The organism is Streptomyces sp. Q6 (assembly GCF_036967205.1).
In the GTDB taxonomy this organism is placed as follows: Bacteria; Actinomycetota; Actinomycetes; order Streptomycetales; family Streptomycetaceae; genus Streptomyces; species Streptomyces citrinus.
In genome coordinates, this window is sequence record NZ_CP146022.1 from 6,302,809 (window position 1) to 6,319,692 (window position 16,884).

At 66.2% G+C, this 16,884-nt stretch carries 4 protein-coding genes, 1 tRNA gene, 2 rRNA genes and 1 pseudogene; 7 read left to right on the plus strand and 1 reads right to left on the minus strand.

From position 1 onward, the window contains the following. Window positions 1-94 precede the first annotated feature (94 nt). The 4 genes from V2W30_RS29415 to V2W30_RS29430 all read left to right on the plus strand — a co-directional run bounded on the left by V2W30_RS29415 (window position 95) and on the right by V2W30_RS29430 (window position 4,349). A 23S ribosomal RNA gene (locus tag V2W30_RS29415) occupies window positions 95-3,217 on the plus strand. A gap of 88 nt (window positions 3,218-3,305) precedes the next feature. Next, window positions 3,306-3,422, plus strand: a 5S ribosomal RNA gene (gene rrf, locus V2W30_RS29420). 119 nt (window positions 3,423-3,541) lie between these two features. Next, window positions 3,542-4,204 carry a DegT/DnrJ/EryC1/StrS family aminotransferase gene (locus V2W30_RS29425; protein WP_338703808.1) on the plus strand — a complete coding sequence of 221 codons (663 nt, stop codon included), beginning with the start codon at window positions 3,542-3,544 and terminating at the stop codon, window positions 4,202-4,204. 72 nt (window positions 4,205-4,276) lie between these two features. Further along, a tRNA-Thr gene (locus V2W30_RS29430) sits at window positions 4,277-4,349 on the plus strand. A 65-nt stretch (window positions 4,350-4,414) separates the two neighbouring features. Here V2W30_RS29430 and V2W30_RS29435 read toward each other — a convergent pair. Then, a complete protein-coding gene (locus tag V2W30_RS29435; RefSeq protein WP_338701205.1) occupies window positions 4,415-7,036 on the minus strand; it encodes a SpoIIE family protein phosphatase in 2,622 nt (873 codons plus the stop codon). 368 nt (window positions 7,037-7,404) lie between these two features. Here V2W30_RS29435 and V2W30_RS29440 point away from each other — a divergent pair, with 368 nt between their 5' ends. From V2W30_RS29440 to V2W30_RS29450, 3 genes and pseudogenes are all read left to right on the plus strand, one after another. Beyond that, complete coding sequence (locus tag V2W30_RS29440) at window positions 7,405-12,903, plus strand: HAMP domain-containing protein (protein ID WP_338701206.1); 5,499 nt, start codon at window positions 7,405-7,407, stop codon at window positions 12,901-12,903. A gap of 274 nt (window positions 12,904-13,177) precedes the next feature. Continuing rightward, window positions 13,178-13,858: a response regulator gene (locus V2W30_RS29445; protein WP_338701207.1), complete on the plus strand. Its 681-nt coding sequence runs from the start codon at window positions 13,178-13,180 to the stop codon at window positions 13,856-13,858. A gap of 115 nt (window positions 13,859-13,973) precedes the next feature. Further along, a pseudogene (locus V2W30_RS29450) lies at window positions 13,974-16,720 on the plus strand (DNA translocase FtsK). Window positions 16,721-16,884: the final 164 nt, after the last annotated feature.

Consider the following 16,884-nt stretch of genomic DNA (forward strand, 5'->3'; position numbering starts at 1 on the left):
TCAGTGCCGGCCCCAGTGCACTCGAACCGGTTGGTTCGGGGTGATGGGTGGTTGGTCGTTGTTTGAGAACTGCACAGTGGACGCGAGCATCTGTGGCCAAGTTTTTAAGGGCGCACGGTGGATGCCTTGGCACCAGGAACCGATGAAGGACGTGGGAGGCCACGATAGTCCCCGGGGAGCCGTCAACCAGGCTTTGATCCGGGGGTTTCCGAATGGGGAAACCCGGCAGTCGTCATGGGCTGTCACCCATACCTGAACACATAGGGTATGTGGAGGGAACGCGGGGAAGTGAAACATCTCAGTACCCGCAGGAAGAGAAAACAACCGTGATTCCGGGAGTAGTGGCGAGCGAAACCGGATGAGGCCAAACCTTGTATGTGTGAGACCCGGCAGGGGTTGCATGCAGGGGGTTGTGGGATCTCTTTGTCACAGTCTGCCGGCTGTGAGACGAGTCAGAAACCGTTGATGTAGACGAAGGACATGCGAAAGGTCCGGCGTAGAGGGTAAGACCCCGTAGTCGAAACGTCAGCGGCTCGTTTAAGAGACACCCAAGTAGCACGGGGCCCGAGAAATCCCGTGTGAATCTGGCGGGACCACCCGTTAAGCCTAAATATTCCCTGGTGACCGATAGCGGATAGTACCGTGAGGGAATGGTGAAAAGTACCGCGGGAGCGGAGTGAAATAGTACCTGAAACCGTGTGCCTACAAGCCGTGGGAGCGTCGCGCAAGGAACTTGTTCCTTGCGTCGTGACTGCGTGCCTTTTGAAGAATGAGCCTGCGAGTTTGCGGTGTGTTGCGAGGTTAACCCGTGTGGGGAAGCCGTAGCGAAAGCGAGTCCGAATAGGGCGATTCAGTAGCGCGCTCAAGACCCGAAGCGGAGTGATCTAGCCATGGGCAGGTTGAAGCGGAGGTAAGACTTCGTGGAGGACCGAACCCACCAGGGTTGAAAACCTGGGGGATGACCTGTGGTTAGGGGTGAAAGGCCAATCAAACTCCGTGATAGCTGGTTCTCCCCGAAATGCATTTAGGTGCAGCGTCGTGTGTTTCTTGCCGGAGGTAGAGCACTGGATAGGCGATGGGCCCTACCGGGTTACTGACCTTAGCCAAACTCCGAATGCCGGTAAGTGAGAGCACGGCAGTGAGACTGTGGGGGATAAGCTCCATGGTCGAGAGGGAAACAGCCCAGAGCATCGACTAAGGCCCCTAAGCGTACGCTAAGTGGGAAAGGATGTGGAGTCGCAGAGACAACCAGGAGGTTGGCTTAGAAGCAGCCACCCTTGAAAGAGTGCGTAATAGCTCACTGGTCTAGTGATTCCGCGCCGACAATGTAGCGGGGCTCAAGCGTACCGCCGAAGTCGTGTCATTGCGATATATACCCCCAACGGGGATCGTGATGGGTAGGGGAGCGTCGTGTGCCGGGTGAAGCAGCCGCGGAAGCGAGTTGTGGACGGTTCACGAGTGAGAATGCAGGCATGAGTAGCGATACACACGTGAGAAACGTGTGCGCCGATTGACTAAGGGTTCCTGGGTCAAGCTGATCTGCCCAGGGTAAGTCGGGACCTAAGGCGAGGCCGACAGGCGTAGTCGATGGATAACCGGTTGATATTCCGGTACCCGCTGTGAAGCGTCAAACATCGAATCCAGTGATGCTAAGGCCGTGAAGCCGTTCCGGACCCTTCGGGGAATGGAAAGTGGTGGAGCCGCCGGCCCAAGTTGGTAGTAGGTGAGTGATGGGGTGACGCAGGAAGGTAGTCCAGCCCGGGCGGTGGTTGTCCCGGGGTAAGGGTGTAGCCCGTTATCTAGGTAAATCCGGATGACATGAGGGTGAGACCTGATGCCGAGCCGATTGTGGTGAAGTGGATGATCCTATGCTGTCGAGAAAAGCCTCTAGCGAGTTTCATGGCGGCCCGTACCCTAAACCGACTCAGGTGGTCAGGTAGAGAATACCGAGGCGTTCGGGTGAACTATGGTTAAGGAACTCGGCAAAATGCCCCCGTAACTTCGGGAGAAGGGGGGCCATCACTGGTGATTGGATTTACTCCATGAGCTGGGGGTGGCCGCAGAGACCAGCGAGAAGCGACTGTTTACTAAAAACACAGGTCCGTGCGAAGCCGTAAGGCGATGTATACGGACTGACGCCTGCCCGGTGCTGGAACGTTAAGGGGACCGGTTAGTGCACTTTCGGGTGTGCGAAGCTGAGAACTTAAGCGCCAGTAAACGGCGGTGGTAACTATAACCATCCTAAGGTAGCGAAATTCCTTGTCGGGTAAGTTCCGACCTGCACGAATGGCGTAACGACTTCTCGACTGTCTCAACCATAGGCCCGGTGAAATTGCACTACGAGTAAAGATGCTCGTTTCGCGCAGCAGGACGGAAAGACCCCGGGACCTTTACTACAGTTTGATATTGGTGTTCGGTTCGGCTTGTGTAGGATAGGTGGGAGACTTTGAACCAGCCACGCCAGTGGTTGGGGAGTCGTCGTTGAAATACCACTCTGGTCGTGCTGGATGTCTAACCTGGGTCCGTGATCCGGATCAGGGACAGTGTCTGATGGGTAGTTTAACTGGGGCGGTTGCCTCCCAAAGAGTAACGGAGGCGCCCAAAGGTTCCCTCAGCCTGGTTGGTAATCAGGTGTTGAGTGTAAGTGCACAAGGGAGCTTGACTGTGAGACCGACGGGTCGAGCAGGGACGAAAGTCGGGACTAGTGATCCGGCGGTGGCTTGTGGAAGCGCCGTCGCTCAACGGATAAAAGGTACCCCGGGGATAACAGGCTGATCTTCCCCAAGAGTCCATATCGACGGGATGGTTTGGCACCTCGATGTCGGCTCGTCGCATCCTGGGGCTGGAGTCGGTCCCAAGGGTTGGGCTGTTCGCCCATTAAAGCGGTACGCGAGCTGGGTTTAGAACGTCGTGAGACAGTTCGGTCCCTATCCGCTGCGCGCGCAGGAGTCTTGAGAAGGGCTGTCCCTAGTACGAGAGGACCGGGACGGACGAACCTCTGGTGTGCCAGTTGTCCTGCCAAGGGCATGGCTGGTTGGCTACGTTCGGAAAGGATAACCGCTGAAAGCATCTAAGCGGGAAGCCTGCTTCAAGATGAGGACTCCCACCCCCTTTGAGGGGTTAAGGCTCCCAGTAGACGACTGGGTTGATAGGCCAGATCTGGAAGCCCGGTAACGGGTGGAGGTGACTGGTACTAATAGGCCGAGGGCTTGTCCTCAGTTGCTCGCGTCCACTGTGTTGGTTCTGAAACCATGAACAACCGTCGTAGTCATAGGCCACGACTCCGGTTGACAGTTTCATAGTGTTTCGGTGGTCATAGCGTGAGGGAAACGCCCGGTTACATTCCGAACCCGGAAGCTAAGCCTCACAGCGCCGATGGTACTGCAGGGGGGACCCTGTGGGAGAGTAGGACGCCGCCGAACAAATTTTATATAAAGAGCTGGTCCCCGAACCTTTTGGTTCGGGGACCAGCTCTTTTTTGTTGTGCGTCACTTCTCGTTCACGTTGTGAGGCCAACATCCAGGTCATGGGCACAGTTGCAATGCTGCAAGCCGCGGGTGTCGGCGCCGGAGATGAAGTGATCGTGCCGGCCTACGGGCACGCCGAGCTGGCCGAGGCGGTACTGCTGGCCGGGGCGGCACCCGTCTACGCGGACATCGACCCGGACACGTACTGCATCGATCCCGCACACGTCGCAGCCTGTGTGACAGGGCGGACCGCGGCTGTCGTCGCCGTGCACCGCTTCGGGCACAGGGCCGACGTCGTACGGCTGAGGGAGCTCGGGCAGCGGCACGGTGTACTCGTCCTCGAGCAGGGCGAATCCGAGAAGCCGTACGACGAGGTCGCTCAACGGCGGGCTCACGCCGCGTACTTGAGCGGCAGGCTCAACGGCGTACGCACACCCACGGGGCACGACGGGCACACCTATCAGCAGTACGTGGTGCGGGTGCCCGGCAACGGGCGGCCGGACCGGGACGCCTTTGCCCGGGTGCTGCGGGGCAAGGGAGTTGACTGCAGCGTGCCCGTGAAGACGCCGGTGCACCGGATGCCGGCGTTCCGGCGCGACGTGGTGCTGCCCGAGACCGAGCGGGCCGCCGACGAGACGCTGGCCCTGCCGGTGGACGCGCACATGTCGCGGCGGCAATTGCAGCGACTCGTGACGAGCTGCAATGCGCTGGGCGGTTTGCTCCAACCCGCCTTCTAGGGCGGTTCGGCAGGGCCTGAACTTCAGGTATCATTTATCTCGTTGCTGCGGGGGAAACCCCGAAAGCGACCGGCCCCTATAGCTCAGTCGGTAGAGCGTCTCCATGGTAAGGAGAAGGTCAGCGGTTCGATTCCGCTTGGGGGCTCTGACATTAAGGCCTCCGCCCTGATCGGGCGGGGGCCTTTTTCTTTGCCCCCGCCCCCCTCGGCCTCAGTCGTGCGGAAGGCCGGGCACGCGCATCGTCAGGATCGCCATGTCGTCGGACGGGGCGTCAGCGGCGAAGCGCTCCACCGCGCGCATGATGCGGGCCGCCACCGCTCCGGCCGTCAGGCCCGTACACGTCGAGAGGACTTCGGCGAGGCCGTCATCGCCGAGCATGCGGCTGCCCTCGCGGCGCTCCGTGATGCCGTCCGTGACACAGAGCAGGACATCGCCCGGGTCGAGCGTCATCGTCTGCTCGTAGAGCTCCAGGTCGTCCATGACGCCGAGGAGGGGCTGCGGTTCGGCGAAGGGGACGACCGTGCCGTCCTGGCGCAGGCGGAGCGGGAGAGGATGGCCGGCGCAGACCATCTTGAGGATGGCCGAGCCGTCCTCCTGCGGCCACAACTCCCCGTAGAGCAGGGTGAGGAAGCGGCTGCGGGCGCCCTCGTCGAGGATCGCCGCGTTCAGGCGTTCCAGGACCGCGGGGCCGCCGAATCCCTCGCGGGCCAGCAGGCGCAGTGCGTGGCGGGCGAGACCCGTGACGGCCGCCGCCTCGGGGCCCGTGCCGCAGACGTCGCCGATGGCGAAGCCGTACGCGCCGTCGCGGATCGGGAAGAGGTCGTAGAAGTCACCGCCCACCTCGTTGCCCTCGCCGGCCGCTCGGTAGATGACCTCCACCTCGACGCCGGGGACGTCAGGGAGCTCCGGGGGGAGGAGGCTGCGCTGGAGGGACTGGCTGATGGCCATGCGCTCCGAGTACAGGCGGGCGTTGTCGAGGGCGAGGGCCGCTCGGCGGCTCAAGTCCTCGGCCAGTTCCAGGATTTCCTGGCGGAAGTGCTCGTCCGTCGGCTTGCCGAGGGTGAGCATGCCGATGACGCGGTTGCGGGCCACCAGGGGGAGGACCACTGTCTCGCCGCCGACCGCCGCCGCCGTCTGGAGCGTCGGGCCGATTCCGGAGCTGACGCTCGCCGGTCCGCCGAGGCCCAGGCTGCGCATCGACGAACGGAGTGCGGCCTCGTGGGCGGCCTCCGCGGGGGCCGCCCAGACGCGGGCGCCCGGGGTCGGGACCGGGTCCGGGGGAGCGATCTTGGAGAGCAGGGCCTTGAGGCCGTCGATGCGCTCCTCGTCCTCGTGCAGGACGTACGAGAGATACGGGTCCGAAGCCTGGTCGGCGATCGTGTAGACCGCGCACCACGTGGCCAGGGTCGGGACCGTCATCTGGGCCATGAGGGCCAGGGTCTGGTCTCTGTCGAGGGTGCCGGCCAGGAGGTCCGAGGCCTCGACGAGGAAACTGAGGGAGCCGCGGCGGAGCTTCTCGAGCTCGCCGAGGCGGGCCGACTCGACGGCCAGCGCGATGCGGTCGGCCGCGAATTGCAGGCGCAGGGCCTCTTCGTTCGAGTAGCGGTCGGGGGCCTCCGCCGCGACGCCGAGGGAACCGGTCAGACGGCCCTCGACCTTCAGGGGGACGGTCACCACCGAGCGCATTCCCGTGCCGTTCAACAGGGGGACCGCGCCCGGGACTTGGGTCAGGTCCTCGTGAACGGCGGGCATCCGCGCCGAGCTGTAGCGGCCGGGGCCCACCTCGACCGGAACCCGTGCGAAACGCTGGCGGGCCGAGGGGAGACCGGTGGAGGCACGGACCTCCAGTTCCGTCTCGTCGTCCGTCGCCAGGAGGAGGAACGCGGAGTCGCCGTCGAGCATGTCGCGGGCGCGCTCGACCGTGCGCTGAAGGAGTCCGTCCAGGTCGTCGGGGGCCGGCGAGCCGATGAAGACCTCGAAGGGGTCCGCGCCCTGACTGTCCGAGTGCCCGGCGGAATCGGGGGCGGGACCGCGCAGCGGCGTCTGGAGGACGGCGCGCTCGTGCTCCCGTACGAGAAGGCAGACCGTGGACGGCTCGCCGTCGGTGTCGCGGACGCGCAGGTGGGAGGCGTAGACCGGGGCGACCCGGCCGTTGGCGTCGCGGATGCCGTAGCTGCCCTCCCAGCGCGAGAGCAGGAGCGCGTCGGCGATGCCCGTGCTGGTGCCGGGGGTGTGCGGCCAGGCCGCGAAGTCGGTGAGGGGCTTGCCGGTGACGAGCTCGGCGGCGTAACCGAAAAGGTGCTCCGCGTCCTCGTTCCAGGACGTGATCGCGCCCGTCTTGTCGATCTGGACGACCGCGACGCGCACGTGGTCGTCGGCGAGCGGCAGGAGGTCCGTGGGGAGCGCGGGGCCCGCGGTGCGGGTGCCCACCGAGCGCTCGGGCAGGTCGAGTTGGAACCAGACGAGCTTGTGGGTGGCCGAATAGTCGACGCCCCAGCGGCCCGCGAGCGCCGCGCACAGCTGGAGGCCGCGGCCGCCCTCGCGGTCGGGGCTGCCCATGTTGATCGGCGAGGACTGGATCGGAATCTCGCGCTCTGGGTAGCGGTCGGAGACCTCGATACGGACGTGGTCGTCACCGCGCAGACACAGGACCTCCGCGGATGTGCCCGCGTGAACCACGGCATTTGTCACGAGTTCGCTGGTCAGGACCACCGCATCGTCGATGATGTCGGCGTGGCCCCACCCCTGGAGGGTGTCGCGAACGAAGGAGCGGGCGGTCGCGACGGATCGTCCGACGGGTTCGAAGGTGGCAGCCGCGCGCGCGGTGATCACAGAACTCCCTGTACGAGTTGTACTCGCTGTACGAGTGTCGAGGCTCAGGTCTCCCGTACCCATGTCTCGGCCGCCCCTCCGATGCCCGCTCGTTTCTCGCCACCGCCCAGCCGGGCGGACCGGGGTGGGTGGACAGCCGCATGCCAGGTTACTTACCTTCGCCGTCCATGCGGATGCCGGTCGTCTGTGTTTCCGCCCGGAGGGTGTGCGGACGGTGTGCGAAGCTGCCGAACTGTTATGGCCTGGTTCAGCCATGGTGAAACACTGGGCAAGCTTCTCGAGAGAAACGCATCGAATCGCCGATGCGACGGTAGAAGCGAACCCGAGCAACCCGAGCAGTACAGGTCGACCCCTGCGGGAGGGACACAGTGGAGTCTGGCGCAGCGACGCGGGGCAAGAAGGCGCGCGCGGAAGGCGGACAGTCCCTGACTAAACAGCGCAAGTCACGTAATGGCACGACAAACGTGGACACTGCGGCGCTGAACAGGCTGCTCGCCGGCCTCGTCGCGATGCGGGACGGCAATTTCCGCAAGCGGCTGACGGTCAACGGCGACGGCGTGATGTCGGAGATCGCGGCCGTCTTCAACGAGGTGGCCGACCGGAATCTGCACCTGACCGGCGAGTTGTCCCGTGTGCGGCGCATGGTCGGCAGGGAGGGCAAGCTCACCGAACGCCTGGAGACGGGCGCCTGCGAGGGCTCCTGGGCGGCCGCCATCAACGCCTCGAACGCGCTCGTCGACGATCTCGTACGACCCGTCTCCGAGGTCGGCCGGGTACTCACCGCGGTCGCCGAGGGCGATCTGTCGCCGCGCATGGAGCTGCGCGCGCAGGTGCCCGAAGGGGCGGGACATCCGCTGCGGGGCGAGTTCCTGAAGGTCGGGCGGACCGTCAACAATCTGGTCGACCAGCTCTCCACCTTCGCCGACGAGGTCACGCGCGTGGCCAGCGAAGTGGGTACCGAGGGCAAGCTCGGCGGGCAGGCGCGCGTACGCGGAATGTCCGGTTCATGGAAAGATCTGACGGATTCCGTCAATACGATGGCGTACCGGCTCACCGCGCAGGTGCGTGACATTGCTCTCGTCACGACCGCGGTGGCCAAGGGTGATCTGTCGCGGAAGGTCACGGTTCACGTCGCGGGCGAGATGCTCGAGCTGAAGAACACCGTGAACACGATGGTCGACCAGCTGTCGTCGTTCTCCTCCGAGGTCACGCGAGTGGCCCGCGAGGTGGGTACGGAAGGCGAGCTCGGCGGGCAGGCGCAGGTGCCCGGAGTGGCCGGCGTGTGGAAGGACCTCACCGATTCGGTGAACCTCATGGCCGGCAATCTGACGGCGCAGGTGCGCGGGATCGCTCAGGTCACCACGGCCGTGGCGAGCGGCGACCTGTCCCAGAAGGTCACGGTGTCGGCGCGCGGCGAGGTCGCCCAGCTCGCGGAGACGATCAACCAGATGACCGAGACGCTGCGTACGTTCGCGGACGAGGTCACACGCGTCGCCAACGAGGTCGGGGCCGAGGGGCAACTGGGCGGGCAGGCGAACGTGCCGGGTGCCGCCGGTACGTGGAAGGACCTGACGGACTCCGTGAACACGGTGTTCCGCAACCTCACCACGCAGGTGCGGGACATCGCGACGGTCACGACGGCGGTGGCCAACGGTGACCTGTCGCAGAAGGTCACCGTCGATGTCGCCGGTGAAATGCTGGAGTTGAAGAACACCGTCAACACGATGGTGGACCAGCTCTCCGCCTTCGGCTCCGAAGTCACGCGTGTGGCACGGGAGATCGGTGTCGAAGGTGAGCTGGGTGGCCAGGCGCTGGTGGTGGGGGCCGCCGGTACCTGGAAGGACCTCACCGACTCTGTGAACACGGCTTTCCGCAATCTCACCGGTCAGGTGCGCAACATCGCGCAGGTGACGACGGCGGTGGCCAACGGTGACCTGTCGCAAAAGGTCACCGTCGACGTCTCCGGCGAGATGCTCCAGCTGAAGAACACCGTGAACACGATGGTGGACCAGCTGTCGAGCTTCGCCGATCAGGTGACCCGTATGGCGCGCGACGTGGGCACGGAGGGCCGCCTCGGCGGTCAGGCCCGTGTCGACGGTGTGAGCGGTACGTGGAAGGAACTCACCGACTCCGTCAACTTCATGGCGGGGAACCTGACGTCACAGGTGCGACAGATCGCGCAGGTCACCACGGCGGTGGCGCGCGGTGACCTGTCGCAGAAGATCGACGTCGACGCGCGCGGCGAGATCCTGGAGCTGAAGAACACCATCAACACGATGGTCGACCAGCTCTCCGCCTTCGCCGACCAGGTGACCCGGGTGGCCCGCGAGGTGGGCACCGAAGGCCGGCTGGGCGGGCAGGCTCAGGTGCCCGGCGTCGCCGGTGTGTGGCGCGACCTGACGGACTCCGTGAACGGCATGGCCGGCAACCTCACGGCCCAGGTGCGCAACATCGCCCAGGTCGCGACGGCGGTGGCGCGCGGTGACCTGTCGCAGAAGATCGATGTGGACGCGCGCGGCGAGATCCTGGAGCTGAAGAACACCCTCAACACGATGGTGGACCAGCTCTCGGCCTTCGCGGAGCAGGTGACGCGGGTCGCCCGCGAGGTGGGTACGGACGGCATCCTCGGCGGACAAGCCGAGGTGCAGGGTGTGTCGGGTACGTGGAAGGACCTGACGCAGTCCGTGAACGGCATGGCCAACAACCTCACCCTTCAGGTGCGCAACATCGCCGAGGTCACGACGGCGGTGGCGCGCGGCGACCTCTCCAAGAAGATCACCGTCGACGCCAAGGGCGAGATCCTCGAACTCGTCACCACCGTGAACACGATGGTCGACCAGCTGTCGAGCTTCGCCGAGCAGGTGACCCGGGTGGCCCGTGAAGTGGGTACCGAGGGACAACTGGGCGGCCAGGCGCGGGTTCCCGGTGTCACCGGCATCTGGAAGGAACTCAGCGACAACGTCAACCTGATGGCCAACAACCTGACCAGTCAGGTGCGCAACATCTCCCAGGTGGCCTCGGCCGTGGCCAACGGCGACCTGACCCGGACCGTCACCATCGAGGCGCGCGGCGAGGTCGCGCAGCTCGCCGACACGTTCAACACCATGGTGCGGACGCTGAGTTCGTTCGCCGACCAGGTCACCAAGGTGGCCCGCGAGGTGGGTACGGACGGCATCCTCGGCGGGCAGGCCCGCGTACCCGGAGTGTCCGGTACGTGGAAGGACCTCACCGAGTCCGTGAACGGCATGGCGTCGAACCTCACCGGCCAGGTGCGCAACATCGCGATGGTCACGACGGCCATCGCCAAGGGCGACCTGACCAAGAAGATCGACATCGACGCGCGCGGCGAGATCCTCGAACTGAAGACGACGATCAACACGATGGTCGACCAGCTGTCGAGCTTCGCCGAGCAGGTGACCCGGGTGGCCCGCGAGGTGGGCACGGAAGGACAGCTGGGCGGCCAGGCGCGGGTGCGCGACGTGGACGGCACGTGGCGCGACCTGACCGAGTCCGTGAACGAGATGGCAGGGAACCTGACCCGTCAGGTGCGCGCCATCGCGGCCGTCGCCACCGCGGTGACCCGCGGCGACCTCAACCTCAAGATCGACGTCGACGCCGCGGGCGAGATCCAGGTCCTTCAGGACAACATCAACAAGATGATCTCCAACCTGCGCGACACCACGATCGCCAACGAGGAACAGGACTGGCTCAAGGGCAACCTGGCCCGCATCTCGGGTCTGATGCAGGGCCGCCGCGACCTCGACGACGTGGCATCCCTGATCATGAGCGAGCTGACTCCGGTGGTCTCGGCGCAGCACGGCGCGTTCTTCCTGGCGCTGCCGCTGGACGACGCGGCCGAGGCGGGGATCGCGCCCGAGGACGCGTACGAGCTGCGCATGCTCGGCAGCTACGGCTACTCCATGGGCTCGATGCCGACGTCCTTCAGGCCCGGTGAGACGCTCATCGGGACCGCCGCCCAGGAGAGGCGCACGATCCTCGTCGACAACGCGCCCAGCGGCTACCTGAAGATCGCCTCGGGCCTCGGGGAGGCGCCGCCGGCGCAGGTCATCGTGATCCCCGTGCTCTTCGAGGGCACGGTGCTCGGCGTGATCGAGCTGGCGTCCTTCACGCCCTTCACACAGATCCAGAAGGACTTCCTGGGGCAGATCGCGGAGATGATCGCGACGAGCGTCAACACGATCTCCGTCAACACGAAGACCGAGGTGCTGCTCAAGCAGTCCCAGGAGTTGACCGAGCAACTCCGTGAGCGGTCGGCCGAGTTGGAGAACCGCCAGAAGGCCCTCCAGGCGTCCAACGCCGAGCTGGAGGAGAAGGCGGAGCTGCTCGCTCAGCAGAACCGCGACATCGAGGTGAAGAACACCGAGATCGAAGAGGCGCGGCAGGTCCTGGAGGAGCGCGCCGAGCAGCTCGCGGTCTCCATGCGCTACAAGAGCGAGTTCCTCGCCAACATGTCGCACGAACTGCGGACGCCGCTCAACTCGCTTCTGATCCTCGCCAAGTTGCTGGCCGACAACGCCGACGCGAACCTCACCCCCAAGCAGGTCGAGTTCGCCGAGACGATCCATGGAGCGGGCTCCGACCTGCTCCAGCTGATCAACGACATCCTGGACCTGTCGAAGGTCGAGGCGGGCAAGATGGACGTCTCGCCGACGCGCATCGCGCTGGTGCAGCTCGTCGACTACGTAGAGGCGACGTTCAGGCCGCTGACCGCGGAGAAGCAACTCGACTTCTCCGTAAGGGTGTCGCCGGAACTGCCCACTACCTTGCACACCGACGAACAGCGCCTCCTTCAGGTGCTGCGCAACCTGCTCTCCAACGCGGTGAAGTTCACCGACTCCGGAGCCGTGGAGCTCGTCATCAGGCCGGCCGGTGCCGACGTACCGAACGCGATCCGTGAACAGCTCCTGGAAGCGGGCTCGTTGCGGGAGGCGGACGGCGATCTCATCGCCTTCTCGGTGACCGACACCGGGATCGGTATCGCGGCCAGCAAGATGCGTGTCATCTTCGAGGCGTTCAAGCAGGCCGACGGAACGACCAGCCGCAAGTACGGCGGCACCGGCCTCGGTCTGTCCATCAGCCGTGAGATCGCCCGCCTGTTGGGCGGCGAGATCCACGCCCAGAGCGAGCCGGGGCGCGGCTCGACGTTCACCCTCTACCTGCCGCTGCACCCGAGCGAGCTGCCGCCGCAGGGCTACGCGCAACTCGCCCCGGCCATCGAACCGGGCCAGCCGCTTGCGCTCGACGCCGCGCCGGAGCGCGTGGACGTGGAGACGCCGGCGGAGGTGAAGTCGTACCAGGAGACGCAGAACGGCCCCGCCGCGCTCTTCAGGCGGCGTCGCAGGCACCTGCCCTCGATCGAGTCGCGGGCCGCGCTGCCGGGTCAGCCGGCGCCCGCCCAGGAGCGAGCGGAGGAGCAGTGGGACGGAGCGGTGGAGCAGAGTGCGCCCGCGCCGCGCCGCGGGTTCCAGTTCGGCGGCGAGAAGGTCCTCATCGTCGACGACGACATCCGTAACGTCTTCGCGCTCACCAGCGTCCTGGAGCAGCACGGTCTGTCGGTCCTGTACGCGGAGAACGGCCGGGAGGGCATCGAAGTCCTGGAGCAGCACGACGACGTGACGGTCGTGCTCATGGACATCATGATGCCGGAGATGGACGGCTACGCGACGACGACGGCGATCCGGCGGATGCCGCAGTTCGCCGGCCTGCCGATCATCGCCCTCACGGCGAAGGCGATGAAGGGCGACCGGGAGAAGGCCATCGAGTCCGGGGCGTCCGACTACGTTACGAAGCCGGTCGATCCCGACCATCTGCTCTCTGTGATGGAGCAGTGGATGCGCGGTGAGTGAGCGGGAACCGGAATTTTCACGCGGAGTTGCTGACTGAGTGTGGCCGTAGCCGTGTAGAAGCGCGGTATTCGGGGAACCTTCTGGTCTCCCGCTACGTTTCTGCTACGTGCACAGTGACATCGCGGTGACAGGGTGTGGCGACAGGCGGGGTGCGGCTACCATGACCGGCACAAGGACGGGCGACGCAAGGGAGTCGACCCCCGGGGCGGCGAACGGAGCCTCCCCGAGTCCTGCGGACAGGGGCGGCCCCATGCCGGGGCGAGGAGGGCGGGCCATGGTGCAGAAGGCCAAGATCCTCCTGGTCGATGATCGGCCGGAGAATCTGCTGGCGCTGGAGGCCATCCTCTCCGCGCTCGATCAGACACTGGTTCGGGCATCGTCCGGGGAGGAAGCGCTCAAGGCGCTGCTCACGGACGATTTCGCGGTCATTCTGCTGGACGTTCAGATGCCGGGAATGGACGGATTCGAAACCGCCGCGCACATCAAGCGTCGGGAGCGGACACGGGACATCCCGATCATCTTCCTCACCGCGATCAATCACGGCCCCCACCACACGTTCCGCGGCTACGCGGCGGGCGCGGTGGACTACATCTCCAAGCCGTTCGACCCGTGGGTGCTGCGCGCGAAGGTCTCGGTCTTCGTCGAGCTGTACATGAAGAACTGCCAACTCCGTGAGCAGGCCGCTCTGCTGCGTCTCCAGCTGGAGGGCGGCGGCAAGGCCGTGGGTGACACGAAGGAGCCCGCGGGGCTGCTCGCCGAGCTCTCGGCGCGGCTCGCGGCCGTCGAGGAGCAGGCCGAGGCGCTGTCCAAGCAGCTCGACGACGAATCGGCGGACGCGGCGGCGGTGGCCACGGCGGCCCACCTGGAGCGCAAACTCACCGGACTGCGCAGAGCTCTTGACGCTCTGGAACCCGGTACCGGCAGCGGCACGCCCACCCTGCCTTCCCAGAACTGAGACACCGACCGGGCTTTGAGAGCCCGTCAGTTCATGGCCCGTCAGTCCGCGACACTTACGGGTGAAGCACCGGGCGCACGTGTCCACAGTCGTCTCCCCCGGTAACCTCGCACCTATGGCCTCACGTCCCGCAGCCAAGAAGACGCCCGCGAAGAAGGCGGCCGCGCCGACCAAGGCTCCGGCGAAGAAGGCCCCTGCCAAGAAGGCGGCCGCCAAAAAGGCGCCTGCCAAGAAGGCAGTGGCGAAGAAGCCCGCACCCAAGCCGGCGCCCAACCCCACAGGCGGCCTCTACAAACTCGTGCGCGCCCTGTGGCTCGGCGTCGCGCACAGCGTAGGAGCCATGTTCCGCGGCATAGGGCGCGGCGCGAAGGGGCTCGACCCCGCGCACCGCAAGGACGGTCTGGCACTGCTGCTGCTCGGCGTCGCGCTGATCTGCGCCGCCGGAACCTGGTCGAATCTGCGCGGGCCGGTCGGCGATCTCGTGGAGATGCTCGTCACCGGCGCGTTCGGCCGGCTCGACCTCCTGGTGCCCCTGCTGCTCGGCATCATCGCCGTACGGCTCATCAGGCACCCCGAGAAGCCCGAGGCCAACGGACGGATCGTCATCGGTCTGTCCGCGCTCGTCGTGGGCGTGCTCGGCCAGGTGCACATCGCCTGCGGTTCGCCCGCGCGGGACGACGGCATGCAGGCCATAAGGGACGCGGGCGGGCTCATCGGCTGGGCTGCGGCGACGCCGCTGACCTTCACCATGACCGAGGTGCTCGCGGTCCCGCTGCTCGTGCTGCTCACCGTCTTCGGGCTCCTGGTCGTCACCGCGACGCCCGTCAACGCGATCCCGCAGCGGCTGCGTCTGCTCGGCGTGCGGCTCGGCGTCGTGCACGACGACGGGGCCGTCGAGGCGGCTCAGGCGGGCGTGGGGGAGTACGACGAGGAGTGGCGCGAGGCCCCACCCGCGCGCGCGAGGCGGCGTCCCACCGCCCCGGAGGCGTACGACGCCGACCGCATAGAGGAAGACGCGCTCTCCAAGCGGCGCAGGCCCCGGCGGACGTCGGTGCAGCCCGCCATGGACCGGCCGATGGACGCCGTCGACGTGGCCGCCGCCGCTGCCGCCGCGCTCGACGGTGCGGTGCTGCACGGCATGCCGCCGTCGCCGCTCGTCGCCGACCTGACGCAGGGCGTCGGGGCCGAGCGTGGGGAGCGTACGGGGAGGCGCCCGCGCCGGAGCGCACGGCGCCCGTGCCGACGGCCCGCGCCAAGAAGGCCGGGGCGGTCGCCGCGGAGCCCGAGCCCACCCCGTCCAAGCTGGCCGTTCCCGACCTGACCAAGTCCGCGCCCGACGGGCACCGCGACATGCCGTCGCGCGCCGAGCAGCTCCAGCTCGCCGGCGACATCACGTACGCGCTGCCCTCGCTCGACCTGCTCACGCGCGGTGGCCCCGGCAAGTCGCGCAGCGCCGCGAACGACCTGGTCGTCGACTCGCTGTCGAACGTCTTCACCGAGTTCAAGGTGGACGCGGCGGTCACCGGCTTCACGCGCGGCCCGACGGTCACGCGCTACGAGGTCGAGCTCGGCCCCGCCGTGAAGGTCGAGAAGATCACGGCCCTCGCCAAGAACATCGCGTACGCCGTCGCGTCCCCGGACGTCCGGATCATCTCGCCCATCCCCGGCAAGTCCGCGGTCGGCATCGAGATCCCGAACACCGACCGCGAGATGGTCAACGTGGGCGACGTGCTGCGCCTCGCCGACGCGGCGGAGGACGACCACCCGATGCTGGTCGCGCTCGGAAAGGACGTCGAGGGCGGCTACGTGATGGCGAACATGGCGAAGATGCCGCACATCCTCGTCGCCGGTGCCACCGGTTCCGGTAAGTCGTCCTGCATCAACTGCCTCATCACCTCGATCATGGTCAGGGCCACCCCCGAGGACGTACGGATGGTCCTCGTCGACCCCAAGCGCGTGGAGCTGACCGCGTACGAGGGGATTCCGCACCTCATCACGCCGATCATCACCAACCCCAAGCGAGCCGCCGAGGCGCTCCAGTGGGTCGTACGGGAGATGGATCTGCGCTACGACGACCTCGCGGCCTTCGGATACCGGCACATCGACGACTTCAACCAGGCCGTCAAGGACGGCAAGCTCAAGACGCCCGAGGGCAGTGAGCGGGAGCTGAAGCCGTATCCGTACCTGCTGGTCATCGTCGACGAGCTGGCCGACCTGATGATGGTCGCGCCGCGGGACGTCGAGGACTCGATCGTGCGCATCACGCAGCTCGCGCGCGCGGCCGGCATCCACCTGGTGCTCGCCACACAGCGGCCGTCCGTCGACGTCGTCACGGGTCTGATCAAGGCGAACGTGCCCTCGCGCCTCGCCTTCGCGACCTCCTCGCTCGCCGACAGCCGCGTCATCCTCGACCAGCCCGGTGCCGAGAAGCTCATCGGCAAGGGCGACGGGCTCTTCCTCCCCATGGGGGCGAACAAGCCCACCCGTATGCAGGGCGCCTTCGTCACCGAGGACGAGATCCACGCCGTCGTGCAGCATTGCAAGGACCAGATGGCGCCCGTCTTCCGGGACGACGTCACCGTGGGCACCAAGCAGAAGAAGGAGATCGACGAGGACATCGGCGACGACCTGGAGCTGCTGTGCGCGGCCGCCGAGCTGGTCGTCTCGACCCAGTTCGGGTCCACCTCCATGCTCCAGCGCAAGCTGCGGGTCGGCTTCGCCAAGGCCGGACGGCTGATGGACCTCATGGAGTCACGGAACATCGTGGGCCCGAGCGAAGGTTCGAAGGCGAGGGACGTGCTGGTCAAGGCCGACGAACTCGATGGAGTGCTCGCGGTGATCCGCGGGGAGGCTCAGTCCTAGAACGTTTCTCTTTCGATATCACTCGTAAGGGCGGCGGGGGCAACCGTTTCCCTTTCGAGTACGTCAAGTTGAGGAGGGGACGGCTCCACGTCCCACCATCAGGATGTCGGGCGGTACTGATGGCTCCGATGGCGTACAAAGTCCGACCGCCCGGTTGCCCCACC

Coding starts and splice junctions, on each gene's coding strand:
- V2W30_RS29425 (WP_338703808.1), top strand. CDS start 3,542: ATGCTGCAAGCCGCGGGTGTCGGCGCCGGAGATGAAGTGATCGTGCCG.
- V2W30_RS29445 (WP_338701207.1), top strand. CDS start 13,178: ATGGTGCAGAAGGCCAAGATCCTCCTGGTCGATGATCGGCCGGAGAAT.